Consider the following 20,334-nt stretch of genomic DNA (forward strand, 5'->3'; position numbering starts at 1 on the left):
TGGCTCCTCGTGGTTCGTTCCTGCTGGCCGGGGCAGCCTACCTGGCGGTCTGCGGGCGGCAGCCCGGTGGGCTGACAGGTTTCAACTTTCAGCGTTCAACTTTCAGATTTCAGATTTCAACATCTGAAATCTGAAATCTGAAAGTTGAACGCTGTCACCTGCCGGCCCTCACCGGTCGGCCCAGTCCCCCGAGGGGATCAGCGCGGGCCGGGCCCGCAACCGTGCCTCGGCCGCCGGTCCGGCGAGGTACACCCAGGCCTCGCACGGTTCGCCCGCCGCCGTCCGGACCACCAGCCGGCGCCGCACATACAGCCCCGTACCGTCCGCCCGGCACTCCTCCAGCCGGTCCAGGGCCGCGAGCGCCCCGGGGTAAGCGCCAGGGCGTACGGTGACCAGTTCGCCGACGACCCGGCGCCCGGGCGTCGGGTCCGGCACCGCGTACGGGAACCCCGGGCCCTCGTGCAGGGCGGCGCCCTCCAGTACCGCCGGGCGGATCGCGGCGCAGCGTCCGGCCAGGTGGACGGCGTGGTTGCGGCCGCCGCTGCGCAGGGTGCCGTACACGAAGAACGGCAGGGCCGCTTCCGCCGGTGGGGCCTGCTCGGGCGCGGACACGGGGTTCGACCTCCTCGCTGGGGGGGAGCGCCCACGGTACGTGCAGCCGACCGATCCGTGGAACCCACTGGCGCTCCGGGCCGCCGATGCGCTGTCATATCGGATATTCGGCCAGCACCGTCCTAGGGGGACACACATGACATCGCCCGCCTCGCCGTCACCAGCAGCGACCCCCGGCAGCACCCCGCCCGGTTCCACCGCCGCCGCCCCCGCCACCGCGCCTGCCGCTGTGCCTGCCGCCGCCACCGCCGCAGCCCCCGCCCCCGCCGCCCGGCTCTCCGGCGCGGTCTGGGCGGCCCTCGCCGTGGTCTACGTGGTCTGGGGCTCGACCTACCTCGGGATCCGGATCGTGGTCGAGACGATGCCCTCCTTCTTCTCGGCCGCCGCCCGCTTCCTCACCGCCGGACTGCTGCTGGTCGGCTTCCTGCTGATCCGCCAGGGCCCGGCCGGCCTGCGGGTGAGCCGTCGCCAGCTGGCCTCCGCGGCCCTGGTCGGCCTGCTGCTGCTGACCGGCGGCAACGGCCTGGTGGTGCTCGGCGAGACCTCCGTCCCCTCCGGACTGACCGCCCTGCTGGTCGCCGCGGTGCCGCTCTGGATGGTCGTGCTGACGGCCTTCGGCGGCGGGGAGCGCCCGAAGCGCGCCGAGCTGGCCGGGGTGCTGCTCGGCCTGGTGGGCCTCGGCGTGCTGTCCGCCCCCGCGATCGGCGGCTCGATCGAGCCGCTGGGTGTGGTTCTGATCATCAGCGCCACGCTGTGCTGGGCGGCCGGCTCCTTCGCGAGCAAGAAGATCCCGATGCCGGGCAACGTGCTCGCGGCGAGCGCGTACCAGATGCTGGCCGGTGGCCTCTGCGACCTGCTGGTCGGGCTGGCCCGCGGCGAGCAGCACGGGTTCGACCCGGGGGCCATCTCCGGCCGGTCCTGGCTGGCCCTCGCCTACCTGGTGCTGTTCGGCTCGCTGCTCGCCTTCACCGCGTACGCCTGGCTGCTGCGCTCGGCCCCGCTGACCCTGGTGGGTACCTACGCGTACGTGAACCCGGTGGTCGCGGTGCTGCTGGGCTGGCTGATCCTGGCCGAGCCGCTGACCGGGCCGACCCTGGTGGGCGGGGCGATCGTGGTGGCCGGGGTCTGCCTGGTGGTGAGCGTCAGCCGGGGTCCGTCGAAGGCCGGTCGGCGCTGATCGGCACCGCGGCCGGGCAGATCGTCCCGACCGGCTGACCCGGACGATCCGCCCGTATCCGCGCCCGCGCCCGCGCCGGGCTCCGAGCCCGCGCCCGCGCCCGTACAGGCCCGTGCCCGCGCCCGCGCGGTCAGAGCGCGGCGGGCGGCTTCCCCGTCCACCAGTTGCCCGGTGCGTCCGGGTCGCGGCTGGTCCAGTACTCGACGATCGCGCTGGTGAACTCGGCGGCCGACAGTGTCCCGTCCCCGTCGAGGTCGAGGTGGCGGAAGGCCTCGTCCGCGTCGTCACGGCAGAGCCCGGCGAAGTGGCCGCGCTGGAACACGAAGAACTCGCCGGCGTCCACGGTGCCGCTGCGGTCGGCGTCGGCGACGGCGAGGAAGGCCTCGGCCAGGGCGCCGAGGATCTCCCGGGCGGCCTGCGGATCGTCGGCGAGTGCGCTGGTCGAGGCGACGAACTGCTCGCGGGTGATGGCCTCCGTGCCGGCGGGCTTTCCGACGAGGTGCAGGTCGTGCCAGACCGTCAGGTAGGCGCGGACGATCACGGCCTCCGCCTCCGAACCCTCCTGGTGGCCGAGCGAGCGGGCCACCGAGTGGCCCATCAGCACGTGGTCCCGCTCGGTGAGCAGACCGTCCCCGTCGGCGTCGAGGTGGTCGAAACCGTGATTGATCTTCGCGATGAGCAGGTCGTCCGACAATGTGCCCCCTTCGGTGGCCGGCGCTGCGGCTCCACGTCCGCGGCGCGTTGAGCGACGTCACGTCGCCAGCACGCTAACGCCTGGAGCCGCGCTCGCGCAGCAGAACGAAACTCGAACGGCGGCGCCCGGGCGGCTGCTCAGCCCTCTGGTGCTCAGCCCTCTGGTGGTCGGCCCTCTGGTGGTCGGCCCAGACGTACGACTCCGGCCGCCGCGCCGCCACCCCTGCCCCGCCGCCCCGGCACCCGCCTTCAGTGCGCCGCCGCCAGCAACTCCCGGGTGTACTCGGTGTGCGGCGCCTCGAACAGCCGCTCCCGGTCGGTCGACTCCACCAGCCGCCCCCGGTGCATCACCGCCACCCGGTCGCAGAAGTGCCGCACCACCGCGAGGTCGTGCGAGACGAACAGGAAGGCGACACCGAGCCGCTCCCGCAGCTCCATCAGCAGGTTGAGCACCTGCGCCTGCACCGACACGTCGAGCGCCGAGACCGGCTCGTCCGCGATGATCAGCCGCGGTTCGGGCGCCAGGGCCCGGGCGATGCCGATCCGCTGCCGCTGCCCGCCGGAGAACTCGTGCGGGTAGCGGTCCAGGTGCCCGGCGGGCAGCCCGACCTGCTCCAGCAGCTCGGCCGCGCGCTCGCGCCGCTGCGCCGCGTCCAGCGGGGTGTGCAGCCGCAGCGGGGTGTCGAGGGTCTGGGCGACGGTGCGGCGCGGGTTGAGCGAGGCGTACGGGTCCTGGAAGACCAGCTGGATCTCCCGGCTGAGCCGGCGGCGCAGCTCCCGGTCCGGTCGGGTGGCGTCCTGGCCGTCGTAGCGGACCCGTCCGCCGGTGGGGCGTTGCAGCCCGGCCAGCACCCGGGAGGTGGTGGACTTGCCGGAGCCGGACTCGCCGACCAGCCCGAGCGTCTCGCCCGGTCCGATCCGCAGGCTCACCCCCTCCACCGCCCGGACCGGCTCGGCCCGGAGCGAGGGCAGGCGCCGCCGCCCGGGGAAGTGCACGGAGAGCTCCTCCACCTCCACCAGCCACCGCCCAGGGCGCTCGGGGCGCTCGGGACGCCCGAGGTGCCCAGGACGCCCGGCCGCCGTCGGCCTGGGCGCGAACTTCCGTGTGGGCGACGGATCGTCGACCGTCGGAAGCGCGCTGCCCGGTACCGAGTCCAGCCGCAACGCCGCACCCACCAGGGCGCGGGTGTACGGGCGGCGCGGCGCGGCGAGCAGCTCGCCGGTCGGCGCGGACTCGACCTCGGCGCCGTCGCGCAGCACCAGGGTGCGGTCCGTCGTCCCGGCGACCACGCCGAGGTCGTGGCTGACCAGCAGCACCGCCGTGCCGTGCTCGCGCTGCAACTCGCCCAGCAGGTCGAGGACCTGGCGCTGGACCCGGGCGTCCAGTGCGGTGGTGGGCTCGTCCGCGACCAGCAGCTTGGGGTCGTTCATCAGCGCCATCGCGATCATCACCCGCTGCCGCATCCCGCCGGAGAACTGGTGCGGGTAGTCGCGCAGCCGGGCGGCGGGGATGCCGACCCGGTCGAGCATCGCGGCGGCCTGTCGGCGGGCCTCGGTCCGCCCGGCCTCCGGGTGGTGCAGCCGGTACATCTCGGCGAGTTGGGCGCCGACGCCGTGGAAGGGGCTGAGCGAGGTGAGCGCGTCCTGGAAGACCAGTGCGGCCCGGCCGCCCCGGACGCCGCGCAGTACGGACTCCCCGGCGCCCACCAACTCCGTTCCGTCCAGCCGGATCGAGCCGGTGACGGTGGTGGTCCGCGGTTCGTGCAGCCCGAGCAGGGCCAGCCCGACGGTGGACTTCCCGGAGCCCGACTCGCCGACCAGGCCGAGGACTTCACCCGCCGCGAGGTCGAAGGACAGGCCCCGGACGGCGGTCACCGGGGCGCCGCCGCGCGGATCGGCGAACTCGACCGTCAAGTCCCGCACACTGAGCACCGGTTCGGCGTTCACCGGATGACCACCTTGGGATTCGGGAGACTTCATCGTTGTGGTTCCTCTCAGCCCAGCCGGATGCGCGGGTCGAGCCAGGCCACCGCCAGGTCCGCCAGCGCGACGAACAGCACCACGAAGCAGGCGGCCAGCAGCACCGCGCCGACCACGGCCGGCAGGTCCTGCCCGGACACCGCCTGGGCGGCGAACCGGCCGACCCCGTTCAGCCCGAACACCGTCTCGGTGATCACCGCCCCGCCGAGCAGCACCCCGGCCTCCAGCCCGAGCAGCTGCACCAGCGGACCGGCGGCCCCGCGCGAGGTGTACTTGAGGTGGGCGCGCAGCCGCCCCAGCCCCTTGCCGCGGGCGGTGCGGACGTACTCCTCGTTCATGGTCTCCAGCAGCTGGGAGCGCGAGAGCCGGGCGAACACGGCCGAGTTGACGAAGCCGAGGACGAGCCAGGGGAGCAGCATCCCGCCCGCCCAGGCCGCCGGGTCCTCGCCCGGCGGGGTGTAGGAGGGCAGCGGCAGCAGGCCCGTCGAGTACACCAGCGCCCACTGCGCGAGGTAGCCGAGGAAGTAGATCTGCACGCTCGCGCCGACCAGGGTGAAGCCGGACAGCAGCCGGTCGGTGCGGCGGCCGTGCCGCAGCGCGGAGACGAACCCGGTGCCGAGGCCGAGGACCAGCAGGACGGCGAGCGCCCCGGCGGTCAGCGAGAAGGTGACCGGCAGGTGTTCGGCCAGCGCCTCGGTGACGGGCTGGTGCAGCCGGTAGGAGTAGCCGAGGCAGGGGGCCGCGCAGTGGATGACCGAGCCGTCCACGTCGTTGACGTCCCGCCCGGCGACCACGCCGGCCAGGTAGTCGGTGTACTGGGCGAGCAGCGGCTGGTCCAGGCCCATACTCTGGCGCACCGCCGCGATCTGTCCGCTGTCGCAGCGCGGGCCGCAGGCGGCCCGGGCGGGGTCGGCGGGCGCGGCGTAGAAGAGGGCGAAGGCGGCGGCGGAGACCGCGAGCAGGACGCCGAGCGCCTGGAGGGTCCGCCGCAGGGCGAAGGAGAGCATGGCCGATCCGGGGTCGACGGGACGGGGACGGGAGCAGGACGGGAGCGGGACGCGCGCAGATCAGGGAGGTCCGTTCCCGCGGGCAGCGGGCAGCGGGCACCGGGCAGCGGGAACGGACCTCAGGCCCTCAGTCCTCAGCCCCTCAGGACTTCAGGTACAGCCAGGTCAGCCCGACCGCCCCGTAGATCGGGTGGATGACCGCCCCGCCGACGTTGCTGCCGCGCAGCTGGTTGACCGTCGGGTAGGTGAGCGGCAGCACCGGCAGGTCCTTCATCACGGTCTGCTCCAGCGCGTACAGCTCCTTGGCCTTGGCGCGCGGCTCGCCGATCTGGTTGATCCGGTCGATCTCCTTGTCGACCGCAGGGTTGCGGTAGCGCGCGGAGTTGATGTCGCTGCCGGCCCGGCCGTCGAAGGAGAACGGGATCAGCGTGGACGGGGTGGGCCAGTCGACGGAGCTGGTCTCCTCGAACAGGTCGTACGGGGAGTCCGCCCGGTGCACCTCGTCCAGGAAGGCCTTGGGGTCGATCGGCTTGGGCACCACGGTGATGCCCGCCTTGCCGAAGCCGTCCACCAGCACCTGGGCGACGCGCTGTCCGTCCGGGGTGTTCTTGTACGCGTAGGTCAGGCTCGTCGGCGCCTGCGCGGCCTTGGCGAGCGCGGCTTTGGCGGCCTCCGGGTCGCCCGCGGGCGGGGCCGGGTCGAGGTCGTACTTCTGCCAGTCGATCAGCGCGGGCGAGCTGAGCGTGGTGGCCAGCTCGCCGGTCCGGGAGCCGCCCTGGACCTGCCGGGCCTGCTGGCGCGGGTAGGCGAGGTTGAGCGCCCTGCGCACCTGGATGTCCGGCACCCGCTCGTTGTTGATCACCAGCTGGGTGACGAAGGCGCCCCGGCGGCCGGAGACGACCAGGTCCTTGGCCTTGGGGTCGGTGTCGGTGGTCTGGTACAGCTCGGGGGAGAGCTCGTCGGAGGCGGTGGTGGCGTCGGCGCCGCCGTCCCGCCCGGAGAGGATCTGCTGGTTGCCGTTGAGCGCCTCCTTGCCGTACGTGAACACGAACCTGTCCGGGTACTGGTTGCGGATCGGGTCGGTGTCCGCTTTCCAGGCCGGGTTGCGCTCCAGCACCATGCGGGTGTTCTGGACGTGCTCGACGATCCGGTACGGGCCGGTGGCGAACGGCAGCCGGTCGTAGTCCGTCCCGGTGTCCTTGTCCCGGCGCACCGGCGAGGAGGAGGACTGCGCGGCCATGTACGGCACGTCGGCCTGCGGCTGCGGGAAGTGGAGGACCAGGGTGCGCTCGTCCGGGGTCTGGATCGCGTCCAGGTCGCCGGCCTGCGGTCCGGCGTACTTGGCGCGCGCGGCTTCGTAGCTGGCCTCGCCGGTGAGCCACTGCGGCCAGTACGGCGGGCCGACCTCGTAGCCCTTGCCGAAGGTGCGCTCGATCCCGTACTTGACGTCCTGGGCGGTGATCGGCTTGCCGTCCTCCCAGGCCACGCCGTCCTTGAGCCGGTACGTCCAGGTGCGCCCGCCGTCGGTCGGGGTGCCGGTGTCGGTGGCCAGGTCGCCGACCAGCTTGGCCTTGCCGTCGACGACCTGGTACTGCGTCAGCTGGCGGCCCCAGAGCAGCGAGGCGTTGTACCCGGCGCCCGCGTAGACCTTCTGCGGGTCCAGGTGGCGGAACTCGACGCTGTTGTACACGTTGACCGTGCCGCCCGGGCGGGCGCCGGGGACGGCCGGGGCGGGGCCCGCGCTGTCCTTCTCGGTACCGAGCGCGGCGGTCAGCGGCGAGGTCTCCTTGGCCGGGGCCCCGCCGGCAGCGGGGCCGGTGCTGCCCGCGCCGGCCGAGCAGGAGGTCGCCAGCAGGGCGGTGGCGATGACGGCGAGCGACGGTTTGGTCCAGCGCATGACGAATCTCTCCTTGCCCCGACTCGTTCGGATCGGGGCGGGCTCGGATGGTTGATCAGGGGAGGGGAAACGCAAGGAAGGGGGGAACGGAAGGAAGGAGGAAGCGGAAGGAGCGGGGAAGCGGAGGAGCTCAGCGGGCGCGGCGCGGGTCCAGGGCGTCCCGGACGGCGTCGCCGAGCAGGTTGAAGGCGAGCACGAACACCAGCAGGGCCGCGCCCGGGAAGACCAGGTACGTCGGGTCGGCCTGGAAGACCTCCGAGCCGCGCGAGATCATCCGCCCCCAGTCGGGGACGGGCTCGGTGACGCCGACGCCGAGGAAGGACAGCGCGGCCTCGGAGGCGACGAAGGTCGGTACGGCCATGGTGGCGTGCACGATCAGCTGGGAGCGGACGTTCGGCAGCAGTTCGTGGACGACGATGTGGAAGCGGCTCGCCCCCTGCGCCCGGGCGGACTGCACGAAATCCCTTTCCCGGAGCGAGCGGACGGTGGCCCGGAGGGAAAGTGCGAGCGGAATCCAGCCGAACGCGGAGAAGACCAGGATCAGTACCAGGAACTGCATCCACTCCGGTTCCGCGGCGCCCGGATCGACCAGTCGGGACTGGATCACCGGGCTGAGCGCGAGCAGCAGGAGCAGGGTCGGAAAGGCCAGCAGCACATTGGCGAGGAACCCGAACAGCCGGTCCGCGATCCCGCCGAGGTAGCCGACCGCGACCCCGGCCAGCACGCCGAGCGTGGTGGTCACGGCGGCCGCGGCGAAGGCGATCAGCAGCGAGGTGCGGATGCCGTACAGCAGCTGGGTCAGCACGTCCCGGCCGAGGCCGGGCTCCAGGCCGAACCAGAACTCGCCGGATATCCCGCCGTTCGGCAGCACGGGCAGGCCGCCGTCGCTGAGCAGGCCCGGAGTGTTCTGGCCGTAGTGCTCGACCGGGTTCTTCCCGTACAGGGCGGCGAACAGCGGCGCGGCCAGGGCGAGCAGCAGGAACAGCAGGACGACGGCGCAGGCGGCGGCGCCGACCCGGTCGCGCAGCACCCGGCGCAGCAGGCCCGGTGCGGCGGGCCCGGGGGCCGGGCCGGTAACTGCGACTGTGTCGACCGCTGCCATGAGAGGCGTACTCCCCGAATTTCTCCGCCGCCCCGTGGGTGAGGGTGCGCTGGTGGGCATTTCCGAACCGGCTCCCGGGGGTTTCCCGGCGGCCGTTCGAGCGACATCAGATCGGATGCGTCCGGCCTTCCGCAAATCACCGGAAGGTGCTTCGTGGTAATTCCTTCCGGACTGTTTCGGGAATTGTGACGGCTTCATTTCCCCGCAACACGGCCGTTGCGGGAGAACGGACATACCGCATCGAAGCGGACCGCCCGTTCCGCATTCTGAGACCTCCGCCACAGTCCCCGGGGTATTGGTACGATCCCGGAGGACCGCGACTGGCGCGTAGGGATGGAATCGACCATCGGGAAGCGGTCCCGTGAATCCTCACGTCGTTGCCGAGCGCCTGGGCCGCCCGCATCCCCACCAGGAGACCGCCATGGCCCAGCACCCCGAGTCCGACCGGACCCCCGCGCAGTCGCAGCCCCAGCCCCAGCCGACCCCCGCACAGCCGCACACCACCGCCAGCCCTGCCGCCGACACCTCCTTCCGCAGCGCCCTGGACGTGGTGGCCGGCGTGGAGCCCCGGATCGCCGCCGCCATCGGCCGGGAGCTGGAGGACCAGCGCGCCTCGCTCAAGCTGATCGCCAGCGAGAACTACGCCTCCCCGGCCGTCCTGCTCGCCATGGGCAACTGGCTCAGCGACAAGTACGCCGAGGGCACCGTCGGCCGCCGCTTCTACGCCGGCTGCCGCAACGTCGACACCGTCGAGGCGATCGCCGCCGAGCACGCCCGCGAGCTGTTCGGCGCCGAACACGCCTACGTCCAGCCGCACTCGGGCATCGACGCCAACCTCACCGCCTTCTGGGCCGTGCTCTCCCAGCGGGTCGAGAGCCCGGCCCTGGAGCGGGCCAAGGTACGCAACGTCAACGACCTCACCGAGCAGGACTGGGCCGAGCTGCGCCAGGAGCTCGGCAACCAGCGGATGCTCGGCATGTCGCTGGACACCGGCGGCCACCTCACCCACGGCTTCCGGCCCAACATCTCCGGCAAGATGTTCGAGCAGCGCAGCTACGGCACCGACCCGGTCACCGGCCTGATCGACTACGACGCGCTGCGCGAGACCGCCCGCGAGTTCCGCCCGCTGATCCTGGTGGCCGGCTACTCCGCCTACCCGCGCCTGGTGGACTTCCGCCGGATGCGCGAGATCGCGGACGAGGTCGGCGCGACCCTCATGGTCGACATGGCGCACTTCGCCGGCCTGGTCGCGGGCAAGGTGCTGACCGGCGACCACGACCCGGTGCCGCACGCCCACATCGTCACCACGACCACCCACAAGTCCCTGCGCGGCCCGCGCGGCGGCATGGTGCTCAGCACCGCCGAGCTGGCCGAACACGTCGACCGCGGCTGCCCGCTGGTGCTCGGCGGCCCGCTCTCGCACGTGATGGCCGCCAAGGCCGTCGCCCTCGCCGAGGCCCGCCGCCCCGAGTTCCGGTCCTACGCCCAGGCCGTGGTCGACAACGCCCGGGCGCTCGCCGAGGGCCTGCTGCGCCGCGGCGGCAAGCTGGTCACCGGCGGCACCGACAGCCACCTGGTGCTCGCCGACGTCTCCGGCTACGGCCTGACGGGCCGTCAGGCCGAGGCGGCGCTGCTGGACTCGGGCATCGTCACCAACCGCAACTCCGTCCCGCAGGACCCGAACGGCGCCTGGTACACCTCGGGCGTGCGGCTGGGTACCCCGGCGCTGACCACCCGCGGCCTGGGCGCCGCCGAGATGGACGAGATCGCGGCCCTGATCGACACCGTCCTGCGCGGCACCACCCCCACCACCGCTGCCAACGGCGCCCCGTCCAAGGCGAACTACGCGCTCGACGAGGCCCTCCGCGACGGTGTCGCCAAGCGCGCCGCCGACCTGCTGGCCCCGTTCCCCCTCTACCCGGGCGTCGACCTGGTCTGACCGGACCGGCAGCGCCGGTCGTGACGGCCCGGACGGCGGCGGCTCCGGGCCGCCGAAGGGAAGTTCGGCGGCCCGGCAGTCAAACCAGCTAGTACTGGAGCGACTTGTACTGCAGGAACTCCTCCAGCCCGTGCCGACCCAGCTCGCGGCCGAGCCCGGAGTCCTTGTAACCGCCGAACGGCGCCAGCGGGTTGAACCGGCCGCCGTTGAGGTCCACCTGTCCGGTGTCCAGGCGGCGGGCGAAGGCGGCGGCGGTGTCGGTGTTCGCCGCCCAGACGCCGCCGGCCAGCCCGTAGGCCGTGCCGTTGGCGATCTCGACCGCGTGGTCCTCGTCGCGGTAGGGGAGGACCGCCAGCACGGGCCCGAAGACCTCCTCCTGGGCGACCGTCATCTCCGGGGTGACGTCGGCGAGGACGGTCGGCCGGACGTAGTGGCCGGTGGGGAGTTCGGCCAGCGGCTCCGGGCCGCCGGCCACCACCCGGGCGCCCTGGTCGAGCGCGCCCTCCAGGTAGCCGCGCACCCGGTCCAGCTGCCGGGCGTTGACCAGCGGGCCGATCCGGGTCCGCGGGTCGGCCGGGTCGCCCGGGACGTACTTCTCGGCGGCCTTGGCGGCGAGCGCGAGCGCCTCCTCGTACTGGTCCGCGTGCACCAGCAGCCGGGTCCAGGCGCTGCACGTCTGGCCGGAGTTGGCGAAGACGTTGGCGACGTTCACGTTCACCGCCCGGGCCAGGTCGGCGCCCGGCAGCACCACGTTGGCGGACTTGCCGCCCAGCTCCAGGGCGACCCGCTTGAGCCCGCGCCCGGCCGCCTCGGCGACCTGCCGGCCGACGGCGGTGGAGCCGGTGAAGGACACCACGTCCACCTCCGGATGGGCGGCGAGCGCCGCGCCCGCGACCGCCCCGGTGCCGGTCACCAGGTTGAACACCCCGGCCGGGAAGCCGGCTTCGTCCACCAGTCGGGCGAACAGCCGGGCCACCAGCGGTGTGTCCTCGGCCGGCTTGAGGACCACCGGGCAGCCGGCCGCCAGCGCCGGGACGACCTTGGCGACGATCTGGTGCAGCGGGTAGTTCCACGGCGTGATCGCCGCGACCACCCCGGCCGGCTCGGCGAACACCACCGAGTTGCCGATCCGCTCCTCGAAGGAGTACCCGGCCAGCAGGCTCAGGTAGGAGGTCGTCACGGTCAGCGGCAGCCCGGCGTGCACGGCCCCCGCGAAGCCGACCGGGGCGCCCAGTTCGGCGACCACGGTCGAGGTGATCTCCGCCTGGGCGTCGGCCAGTCCGTCCCGCAGCCGGGTGAGCAGCGCCAGCCGCTCCTCGCGGGTGGTGGCGGCCCAGCCCCGGGCCGCCCGGCGGGCCGCCGCGACCGCGGCGTCGACGTCGGCCGCCGCGCCGGCCGGCACGGTGGCGAGCACCTGCTCGGTGGCCGGGTTGAGCACGGGGATCGTGCCGGAGTCCCGGGAGGGCCGCCAGGCGCCGTCGATGTACTGGTCGCCGTACTCCGCGTACTCCTGCTGCACGGATCATCCTTTCAGCTGGTCAGCCGCTCTTCGGCCGACTGTGCGAGTCGGAAGGTCAGTCAAGGCGGCCGGACCGCCGCGCGCAAGAGCCAATCCCGCCGAGGTGACCGGCCGGTCACTCGGGGGCGAACCGCGCGGTGTACTCGTCGAACGCCTCGATCCCGACCTGCGCCCGGCGTTCGTCCAGCCGCTCCGGGTCCTCGCACGGCCAGGGCACCGGCCGGCCGTCCACCACCGCACCGATCTGGGTCCCGTACCGCTGCTCCCGGCCCTCGTTGACGGCCAGTCGGTCCTGGAGGAAGGCCAGGTCGCGGGCGCTCGCGGCGCCCGCCGCGACCGCCTCGGCCATCAGCTCCACCGCCCGCCGCTGGACGTCCAGTTGGCGGTCCGCGTGCTGGGCGAGCAGCCAGGCGGCCCGGGCGGCCTCGGCGCCGACGGCCCGTTCGGTGGGCCAGCCGTGCTCCGCCACGATCTCCGAGAGCCGGTCCCCGTGCCGGGCGGTGAGCCGCCGCCAGCGGGCCTGTTCGGCCAGGTCCGGGCTGTGCGCCAGCCGCGCGGCCGCGTTGTCCTCGGCCATCATCGCCACCAACTCGGCTGCGATGGAGGATGTCTGACTGTTAGTCAGATTCTGCTGTTCTGTCGTCATACCGATCCGCTCCCCGCGTCCGGGCCCGCCGTCCGGGCCGCCCGCTCCACGGTAGGCGCGGCGGATGCGACGAAGATCATCCGCAGGGCCGGTGACACGGGGTGGCCGTCCGGGACAGAATGGATGTACGCCACCCGCCGGGCCGTGTTCAGCTCCGGCCGCGGGACGGCCGAGCGGACGGCCGAGCGGACGGCCGAGCGGACGGCCGAGCGGACGGGTGAGCGGACCGGCGAGCGGACGGGTGAGCGGGAGGACGCCCCGGACGGAGCACCCCGGCGGAGCCCCCGCTTCCGGTTTGCGGCGGACTCCGCGGCGGGGGCCTACTGTCGATGGGGAGCGCCCTGTGCACGAGCGGTGGTCCGGTTCGGGCCCGGGGCCGGGCCGGCCGGCACCGCGCCGAGGTGCCGGCTCAGGACCCGCAGGTCATCCGTACTGCTAAGGAGCATCCCGTGACCGACACCGCGTTGAAGGGCGAACCGCAGCAGCCCGGCGGACCGGCCGTGCTGGACGACGTTCCGGGATGGTTCTGGGACCACGACCGGCACTCCTTCGAGTGGTTCCTCGGGCGCCAGGCGCGGCTGGGCGTCACCGGCGACCTCATGGAGATGGGCGCCTACCTCGGCCGCAGCGCGATCGTGATCGGGGAACACCTCCGGCCCGGCGAGAGGTTCACCGTCTGTGACCTCTTCGACTCGGACGCGCCGGACGAGGAGAACTCCGGAGAGATGGAACACTCCTACCGGAAGACGCTGACCCGGTCGGCCTTCGAGGCCAACTACCTGTCCTTCCACGACCGGCTGCCGGACATCGTCCAGGCCCCGACCTCGGCGCTCGCGGGCGGACGGGTCCCGGCGGGGGCCTACCGCTTCGTCCACATCGACGCCTCGCACCTGTACGAGCACGTGGTGGGTGACCTCCAGGTGGCCCGCGCCGCGCTGCGGGACGAGGGCGTCGTGGCCCTGGACGACTACCGGGCCCAGCACACCCCCGGCGTCGCGGCGGCGACCTGGGAGGCGGTGTTCAACCACGGACTCCGGCCGATCCTGCTCACCGAGTGCAAGTTCTACGGCACCTGGGGCGACCCGGAGCCGTTCCAGCGCGACCTGCTCGACCGGGTCGGCCTCGCGGTCGGCTGCGAGCTCAGCACCGAGACCCTCAACCACCGGCAGGTGCTGCGGATGACCGGCAGCTCGGAGGGCATCCAGCCGTTCCGCCCCTCCCGGCACCGGCCCCCGGGGGTCGAGGCGCCGGTGCCCGGGGACGCGGACCGGACGGCCCGGGACGAGGCCGCGCTGGAGCTCGCCGCCCGCCGCGCCCGCGCCGCCGAGGCGCGCCGCCCGGTCAACGTCGCCAAGCGCGCCGCCAAGGACCTGTTGCCCCCGCTGGTCACCTCGGCGATCCGCCGCGCCCGGAGCCGCGCCCGGAGCCGCTGACCGGAGTCGCTGACCGGAGCCGCTCCGGCCCCCGCCCCGGAGACGCCGAAGGGCCGGTCGGAAACCCGACCGGCCCTTCCCAGCTGTGTACCCGCTCAGACCCGCGACGGCTCCGCGTCCCCGGCGTTGCCCGCGACCGAGGCGGACGCCTCCGCCTCGGCCTCGGCCGCCAGCTCGCGGCGCACCTCGGCCAGCGAGGGGTTGGCCCAGGCGCTCGCGACGCCCCAGTAGTAGAACGCCAGGCCGATCGCGGCCACGATCAGCAGGTCCCAGCCCTCCGGCAGGTAGCCGTGCCCGCCGAAGTCGGAGCTGCCGGCCCAGGAGACCCCGGCCATCACGAACAGGTAGGCGACCATCCAGGCGCCCGCCTTGAGGTGCGGCTTCAACTGCTCGAAGGGCTTGCGCAGCTCGTACCAGGCCCAGATCGGCAGACCGGCGGCCATCAGCAGGATGACCTTGCCGGTGAGCGGCCAGCGGGCCCAGTAGAGCACCAGCGAGCCGAAGACCATCGCGATCGGCGCGATCACCGGCATGGCCTTGAGCTTCACCGGGCGCTGGAGGTCCGGCGCGAGGCGGCGCAGCGCCATCACGGCGACCGGGCCGGTGATGTACGAGATCACGGTGGCGACGGAGACGATCTCGGCCAGCGAGCCCCAGCCGCGGAAGACCGCGAGGAACAGGAAGGCGACCACCAGGTTCAGCAGCAGCGCCGGGCGCGGGATGCCGGTCTTGGCGTCGACCTTGCCGAAGAGCTTCGGCAGGTGGCCGTTCTCCTGCACGCCGTGGATCATGCGCGAGGTGGTGGCGGCGTAGATCATGCCGGTGCCGGACGGCGAGACGAAGGCGTCCGCGTAGAGCAGCAGTGCGAGCCAGTTGATGCCCCAGGCGATCGCGAGGTCCGCGAGCGGCGAGGTGTAGGAGAGGCTGCTCCAGCCGTTCGACAGGTCCGCGGCCGGGATGGCGCCGATGAACGCCACCTGCAGCGCGACGTAGATCACCAGGGCGATCAGGATCGAGCCGATGACGGCCTTGGGCAGCGACTTGCCGGGGTTGCGGGCCTCGCCGGCCAGGTTGAGCGGGGACTGGAAGCCGTTGAAGGCCCAGACGATGCCGGAGACGGCGACGGCGGTGAACACCGCGCTCCAGCCGTTCGGGGCGAAGCCGCCCTCCTGGGTGAAGTGCGAGGTGTCGAAGTGCGCGAGGAGCAGCGCACCGGCGGTCAGCGTCGGCACGACGACCTTGAACACGGTGATCGCCGTGTTGGTCTTGGCGAACAGCGTGATCGCGAACCAGTTGAGGACGAAGTACACGACCAGCAGCACGCTGGCCAGCGCCACCCCGCTGAGGGTGAGTTCCTTGCCGTCGTACAGGCCCTTGGCCCAGCCGAAGTGCCAGGAGCTCATGTACTGGACGGACGCGGTGGCCTCACCCGGGATGACCGAGACGATGGCGATCCAGTTGGCCCAGGCGGCCAGGTAGCCGGCCAGCGAGCCGTGCGAGTACTGGCCGTACCGGACCATGCCGCCGGCCTTGGGGAACATCGACCCGAGCTCGCTGTAGGTGAGCGCGATGGTGAGCGCCACGGCGGCGCCGATCACCCAGGCGAGGATCGAGGCGGGGCCGGCCAGCCTGGCGGCCCGCTCGGCGCCGAACAGCCAGCCGGAGCCGATGATCGAGCCGAGCCCGACCGCGGTCAGGCTGATCGTGCCGAGCGATCGGCGGTAGTTCTGGTGTGATGCCGTCGGCGAATCGGGCTCACTCAACGTATCGGTCCTCTCGCTCGGGGTTCAGCGGATGGTGTCGGCGCTTTTACGGTTTTGGGTCGGTATTCCGGACAAACCCCAGCAGCCTATGGTTTCAAATGGGGCGAATACCTCAGAGGAAGCTCAAACCGCCCGATCGTTGCCATCTCGTGTCCGGTTTCCGGACGGCCGGGACCGCTCAACGAGACCGGTGCCACACCGCCATCGGCGGTGGATCACGAGGGGGAGTCGGCCGCGGGCCGGAAAAAGGAAATTCCCCGCGGGATCCTTTCGGATTCCACGGGGAATTTCGGTTGTGTCCGAGGGGGGACTTGAACCCCCACGCCCGATAAAGGGCACTAGCACCTCAAGCTAGCGCGTCTGCCATTCCGCCACCCGGACAGGGTGTGTGCTTCGGGGGCTTTTCTCTCGCCCCCTCGGCGACAGAGAGAACATTACCAGGCTTCCGGAGTGCTTCTCACCTGCGTTTCCTCGGCCCCCGGCCCCGCCCCCCACCTCGCCGGGGCCGCCGACCCACCTCGCCAGGGCCGCCGACCCGCCGCGCCCCCGCCGCGCCCCCGTCGCACGGGGGCCGGGCCGTGGGACGCCCGGTCCGTCCGGACTGGCTGGGACGGTTCGCGAGGGCGCTCGAACGCCGGGCGAAGCGGTGGCGAGGGTGAAGCAAACGATCGGTTACGCCCCAGCCGGCGATCGGTTCCGATCGGAACCGATCCGACACGGGCAACTTGTCGACGGTGCCACGGCCGCACCGACCGCTCTCCTAGCCTCTGTGGACCGAGGGCGCCATGATGCGGATCGCCTGATTCCCGGGTCGCGGACGAAGGGCGGCTGGACGTGGAGCAGATCAGCGGGGCGGCGAAGGCCGAGCCGAGACGCGGCGCCCGATCGGGCCGCCGACCGACCGCCGACGGTCCCGCCGAGGGCGTGTGGCGCTTCCGGGTGCCCGCCGTCGAGGCCTCCGTGCCGCGCACCCGCCACGCGGTGCGGGACCGCCTGCTGGCCCAGGGCATGACCGGGGTGCGCTACCAGGAGCTGGTGGACGACGTGCTGCTGATCGTCTCCGAGCTGGTCGGCAACGCGGTGAGGCACGCGGCCGAGCTGTCGCCCGAGGTGACCACCGAGCTGTCGGTGCGCCGGGGCTGGGTGCGGGTCTCGGTCGAGGACGGCGACCCGTACCGGCCGAAGGCCCTGGAGAGCGACACCGGCCGCACCGGCGGGCGCGGCCTGCTGCTGGTGAAGAGCGTCACCCTCCAGGCGGGCGGGGTGTGCGACGTGGAGCACACGGGGGAGGGCGGCAAGGTCATCTGGGCCTCGCTGCCCGTCCCCCCGGAGCCCGAGCCCTGACGGGCGCCCCCTCGACGGCGGTCACCGCCGCAGCGGCCACAGGCGACGACGGCGCCCCGCACGAAGACGGCGCCCCGCACGAAGACGGCGCCCCGCACGAAGACGACAGCGCACCGTACGAGGACGACAGCGCCCCGCACGAAGACGGCCGCCCCCGGCCGGGGACGGCCACCTCCACCGACCCGCGTCCGCTACCAGTCCCGACCGGCGATCTCCCGGATCCCCGGCAGCGCGGCCTCGAAGACGGTCTCGAACCAGACCGAGAACGGCCGCTCCGCCCGCAGCTCGCGCAGCTCCTGCGCGGTCACGAAGGCGAAGTCCTCGACCTCCTCCGGGTCCGGCTGGACCGGCGCGGTGACCAGCCCGACGAACAGGTGGTTCCACTCCCGCTCGATCAGCCCGGTGGCCTCGTCCGGCAGGTCGTAGCGGACGGTGCCGGCCTCGCAGAGCAGCGCCGGCGCGATGCCCAGCTCCTCGGCGGTGCGCCGGGCGGCGGCCACGAACGGCGGCTCGTCCGGGTACGGGTGCCCGCAGCAGGTGTTCGACCAGACGCCGGGGGAGTGGTACTTGGTGAGCGCCCGGCGCTGGAGCAGCAGCCGCCCCTGGCGGTCGAACAGGAAGACCGAGAAGGCCCGGTGCAGCCGGCCCGGCTGCTGGTGGGCCCAGAGCTTCTCACCGGTGCCGATGGTGACGCCCTCGTCGTCGACCAGTTCCAGCAGGATCTCGGTGCTCGAGGGGGCGGTGGCCCGGGGGTCGACCGTCACGTCTGTCTCCACGTCCAGGCCGCTGTCGATCTCGGCGGCGAAGTGGGTCGGGTCGGTCGGCGGACTCTGGGGCATGGGGCCTCTTTCGGGAGGGGGAGCGGGAGCAACGGGAGCGTCGAGCGCGTCGAGCGCGCCGTGGGCACCCGTCGGGGGGCTCGGGACGCGGCGCGGGCACCGGCGCCGGCGTCGGGCTCCAGTCTGCCGTATGGGTGGCGGTCCGGACGGGTCCCACGCACAACCGGGCGGATCATGACGCGGGGGAGTCCGGATCCGTACCGGAAACGGTCGGGGAAGCCCCCGGAAGGGTCATTCGTCCCGAAGGCCAGTTCGGTATCCGTTCCCATTCTGTTCGATCACCGCACCTCCACCGTGTCGTCACCTCGGCGCCTCCGGTCCCGTTCGGGCCCGTCGCCCGGGTCGCCTACCATCGCTTACGACACGCTGCCCGGATCTGTGCCGGTCCGGCGCGCCGCCGCAGGGCCCGGCCGTACGCCGTCCCGACCGGCAACAGCGCCGCCGGGCCCGTCGGCACATCCCCGCGCGGACCGCACGACGCACCACGGATCAGGAGACCCCGCATGATCGGCCTCGTTCTGGCAGCCGGCGCCGGCCGCCGGCTGCGCCCGTACACCGACACCCTGCCCAAGGCGCTGGTGCCGGTCGACGGGGAGCGGACCGTCCTGGACCTCACCCTGGGCAACTTCGCCGAGGTCGGACTGCGCGAGGCGGCGATCGTCGTCGGCTACCGCAAGGAGGCGGTGTACGACCGCAAGGACGCCCTGGAGAGCAAGTACGGGGTCAAGCTCCACCTGGTCGAGAACGACAAGGCGGAGGAGTGGAACAACGCCTACTCGCTCTGGTGCGCCCGCGAGCTGTTCGCCGAGGGTCTGCTGCTGGCCAACGGCGACACCGTCCACCCGGCCTCCGTCCAGCGCACCATGCTGGAGGGCAACCAGCGCCTCGTCGAGGAGGGCCGGGCCCCCGGCATCCTGCTCGCCCTGGACACGGTGAAGAAGCTCGCCGACGAGGAGATGAAGGTCGTCGTCGACCCGGCCGCCGGCATGCGCCGCATCACCAAGCTGATGGACCCGGCCGAGGCGACCGGCGAGTACATCGGCGTCACCGTGATCAACCCGGCCGCGGCCGCCGACCTGACCGACGCACTGCGCGCCACCTACGAGCGCGACCCCCAGCTGTACTACGAGGACGGCTACCAGGAGATGGTCGACCGGGGCCTGCGGATCGACGTGCAGCCGATCGGCGAGGTGTCCTGGGTCGAGGTCGACAACCACGACGACCTGGCGAAGGCCCGGGAGATCGCGTGCCAGTACTGACCCGACTGGTCCCGTCGCCGCTGTTCGCGGAGATCCGCCCGGGCGCGCTGGACGCGCTCGGCGGCATCCTCGCGGACCAGAGGCTGTCGGCCTCGGGCCGGATCGCGGTGGCGATCAGCAACGGCTCCGGCGCCGCGATGCGCGAGCGCCTGGAGCCGGCCCTGCCCGGCGCCGACTGGTACAACGTGGACGACGGCAGCCTCGACAGCGCGGTGCGCTTCGCCGAGGAGATGCGTGGCAAGCACTACGACGCGGTCGTCGGCCTCGGCGGCGGCAAGATCATCGACGCCGCCAAGTACGCCGCCGCCCGGGTCGGCCTGCCGGTGGTCGCGGTGGCCACCAACCTCGCGCACGACGGCATCTGCTCCCCGGTCTCCACCCTCGACAACGACGCCGGCCGGGGCTCCTACGGGGTCCCCAGCCCGATCGGCATCATCGTCGACCTGGACGTGATCCGGCAGGCCCCGCAGCGCTTCGTGGCGGCCGGCATCGGGGACGTCGTCTCCAACATCTCGGCCTGCGCGGACTGGGAGTTGTCGCACGCCGTCACCGGCGAACCGGTGGACGGACTGGCCGTCGCGATGGCCCGCTCGGCGGGCGAGAACCTGCTGCGGCACCCAGGAAGCACTCAGGATCAGGACCTCCTGACGGCCCTCGCGGAAGCCCTGGTACTGTCCGGCATCGCGATGAACATCGCGGGCAGTTCCCGGCCCTCCTCGGGTGCCTGCCACGAGATCTGCCATGCCCTGGACGTGATGTACCCCAAGCGCTCCGCCCAGCACGGCGAACAGGTCGGCCTCGGCGCGGCGTTCGCCAGCTTCCTGCGGGGCGAGCGCGAGTTGACCGGTCTGATCGTGGAGCGACTGAGGAGCCACGGGCTGCCGGTGACCGCGGCTCAGATGGGTTTCACCGAAACGGAGTTCACCGAGGCGGTGCACTACGCTCCGAACACCCGCCCGGGCCGCTACACCATCCTGGAACACCTCGACCTCTCCCCTTCCGCAATCAGGGACGCGTACGCCGACTATGTCCAAGCCGTCAACAGCTGACCCCTCCACCGCGGGCGCCGAGCGGCCCCCGGTGGACCTGACCCGCCGGCCCTCGATCGAGGAGCTGCGGGCGGT

Annotated in this window: 16 protein-coding genes, 1 tRNA gene and 1 riboswitch; of the genes, 6 read left to right on the forward strand and 11 right to left on the reverse strand. The window is 72.9% G+C overall.

The window, feature by feature from the left end:
• Positions 1 to 168: 168 nt before the first annotated feature.
• A complete protein-coding gene (locus tag ACIQWA_RS32265; RefSeq protein WP_360238834.1) occupies positions 169 to 612 on the reverse strand; it encodes a gamma-glutamylcyclotransferase family protein in 444 nt (147 codons plus the stop codon).
• Between the two features lie 136 nt (positions 613 to 748).
• Between ACIQWA_RS32265 and ACIQWA_RS32270 the strand changes: the two genes are divergently transcribed.
• Complete coding sequence (locus ACIQWA_RS32270) at positions 749 to 1,789, forward strand: EamA family transporter (RefSeq protein WP_402488423.1); 1,041 nt, start codon at positions 749 to 751, stop codon at positions 1,787 to 1,789.
• 130 nt (positions 1,790 to 1,919) lie between these two features.
• On the opposite strand, the gene ACIQWA_RS32275 is transcribed toward ACIQWA_RS32270, so the two are convergent.
• The 5 genes from ACIQWA_RS32275 to ACIQWA_RS32295 form a co-directional block, all read right to left on the reverse strand.
• Positions 1,920 to 2,483, reverse strand: coding sequence for an EF-hand domain-containing protein (locus ACIQWA_RS32275; RefSeq protein WP_402488426.1), 564 nt, complete (start codon positions 2,481 to 2,483; stop codon positions 1,920 to 1,922).
• Between the two features lie 248 nt (positions 2,484 to 2,731).
• Entirely contained in the window at positions 2,732 to 4,429 is a 1,698-nt protein-coding gene (locus tag ACIQWA_RS32280; protein ID WP_402488429.1) for a dipeptide ABC transporter ATP-binding protein, read from the reverse strand.
• Between the two features lie 47 nt (positions 4,430 to 4,476).
• The gene (locus tag ACIQWA_RS32285) at positions 4,477 to 5,469 is read right to left on the reverse strand and encodes an ABC transporter permease (protein ID WP_402488432.1); all 993 of its coding nucleotides are present in this window, start codon (positions 5,467 to 5,469) and stop codon (positions 4,477 to 4,479) included.
• A 142-nt stretch (positions 5,470 to 5,611) separates the two neighbouring features.
• The gene (locus ACIQWA_RS32290) at positions 5,612 to 7,366 is read right to left on the reverse strand and encodes an ABC transporter substrate-binding protein (RefSeq protein WP_402488435.1); all 1,755 of its coding nucleotides are present in this window, start codon (positions 7,364 to 7,366) and stop codon (positions 5,612 to 5,614) included.
• A gap of 130 nt (positions 7,367 to 7,496) precedes the next feature.
• Entirely contained in the window at positions 7,497 to 8,468 is a 972-nt protein-coding gene (locus tag ACIQWA_RS32295) for an ABC transporter permease (protein ID WP_402488438.1), read from the reverse strand.
• Between the two features lie 306 nt (positions 8,469 to 8,774).
• A riboswitch (ZMP/ZTP riboswitch) is annotated at positions 8,775 to 8,869 on the forward strand.
• A 20-nt stretch (positions 8,870 to 8,889) separates the two neighbouring features.
• Between ACIQWA_RS32295 and ACIQWA_RS32300 the strand changes: the two genes are divergently transcribed.
• Positions 8,890 to 10,407 carry a glycine hydroxymethyltransferase gene (locus ACIQWA_RS32300; RefSeq protein ID WP_402488440.1) on the forward strand — a complete coding sequence of 506 codons (1,518 nt, stop codon included), beginning with the start codon at positions 8,890 to 8,892 and terminating at the stop codon, positions 10,405 to 10,407.
• An 88-nt stretch (positions 10,408 to 10,495) separates the two neighbouring features.
• Here the strand turns inward: ACIQWA_RS32300 and ACIQWA_RS32305 are convergent, their stop codons facing one another.
• Entirely contained in the window at positions 10,496 to 11,926 is a 1,431-nt protein-coding gene (locus ACIQWA_RS32305) for an aldehyde dehydrogenase family protein (protein WP_402488442.1), read from the reverse strand.
• A gap of 115 nt (positions 11,927 to 12,041) precedes the next feature.
• Positions 12,042 to 12,572, reverse strand: a complete 531-nt coding sequence (locus tag ACIQWA_RS32310; RefSeq protein WP_402488445.1) for a DUF6624 domain-containing protein — start codon at positions 12,570 to 12,572, stop codon at positions 12,042 to 12,044.
• A 449-nt stretch (positions 12,573 to 13,021) separates the two neighbouring features.
• Here ACIQWA_RS32310 and ACIQWA_RS32315 point away from each other — a divergent pair, with 449 nt between their 5' ends.
• Positions 13,022 to 14,005 (forward strand): class I SAM-dependent methyltransferase, encoded by a 984-nt coding sequence (locus tag ACIQWA_RS32315; RefSeq protein ID WP_402488447.1) that lies wholly within the window; start codon positions 13,022 to 13,024, stop codon positions 14,003 to 14,005.
• A 95-nt stretch (positions 14,006 to 14,100) separates the two neighbouring features.
• Here the strand turns inward: ACIQWA_RS32315 and ACIQWA_RS32320 are convergent, their stop codons facing one another.
• Complete coding sequence (locus tag ACIQWA_RS32320; protein ID WP_402488450.1) at positions 14,101 to 15,768, reverse strand: APC family permease; 1,668 nt, start codon at positions 15,766 to 15,768, stop codon at positions 14,101 to 14,103.
• 296 nt (positions 15,769 to 16,064) lie between these two features.
• Positions 16,065 to 16,149: transfer RNA gene (locus ACIQWA_RS32325), tRNA-Leu, on the reverse strand.
• 453 nt (positions 16,150 to 16,602) lie between these two features.
• Between ACIQWA_RS32325 and ACIQWA_RS32330 the strand changes: the two genes are divergently transcribed.
• Complete coding sequence (locus ACIQWA_RS32330; RefSeq protein WP_402488452.1) at positions 16,603 to 17,112, forward strand: ATP-binding protein; 510 nt, start codon at positions 16,603 to 16,605, stop codon at positions 17,110 to 17,112.
• Between the two features lie 191 nt (positions 17,113 to 17,303).
• On the opposite strand, the gene idi is transcribed toward ACIQWA_RS32330, so the two are convergent.
• Positions 17,304 to 17,951 (reverse strand): isopentenyl-diphosphate Delta-isomerase, encoded by a 648-nt coding sequence (gene idi, locus ACIQWA_RS32335; protein WP_402488455.1) that lies wholly within the window; start codon positions 17,949 to 17,951, stop codon positions 17,304 to 17,306.
• Positions 17,952 to 18,454: 503 nt separating this feature from the next.
• On the opposite strand from idi, the gene ACIQWA_RS32340 reads away from it, so the two are divergent.
• Positions 18,455 to 19,210 carry a sugar phosphate nucleotidyltransferase gene (locus ACIQWA_RS32340; protein WP_402488457.1) on the forward strand — a complete coding sequence of 252 codons (756 nt, stop codon included), beginning with the start codon at positions 18,455 to 18,457 and terminating at the stop codon, positions 19,208 to 19,210.
• On the forward strand, positions 19,198 to 20,259 hold the full coding sequence (locus ACIQWA_RS32345; protein ID WP_360238807.1) for an iron-containing alcohol dehydrogenase family protein: 1,062 nt from the start codon (positions 19,198 to 19,200) through the stop codon (positions 20,257 to 20,259). The genes ACIQWA_RS32340 and ACIQWA_RS32345 overlap by 13 nt, the downstream gene beginning before the upstream one ends.
• The last annotated feature ends 75 nt before the right edge of the window (positions 20,260 to 20,334 follow it).

Source organism: Kitasatospora sp. NPDC098652, assembly GCF_044760155.1.
Taxonomy (GTDB): domain Bacteria; phylum Actinomycetota; class Actinomycetes; order Streptomycetales; family Streptomycetaceae; genus Kitasatospora.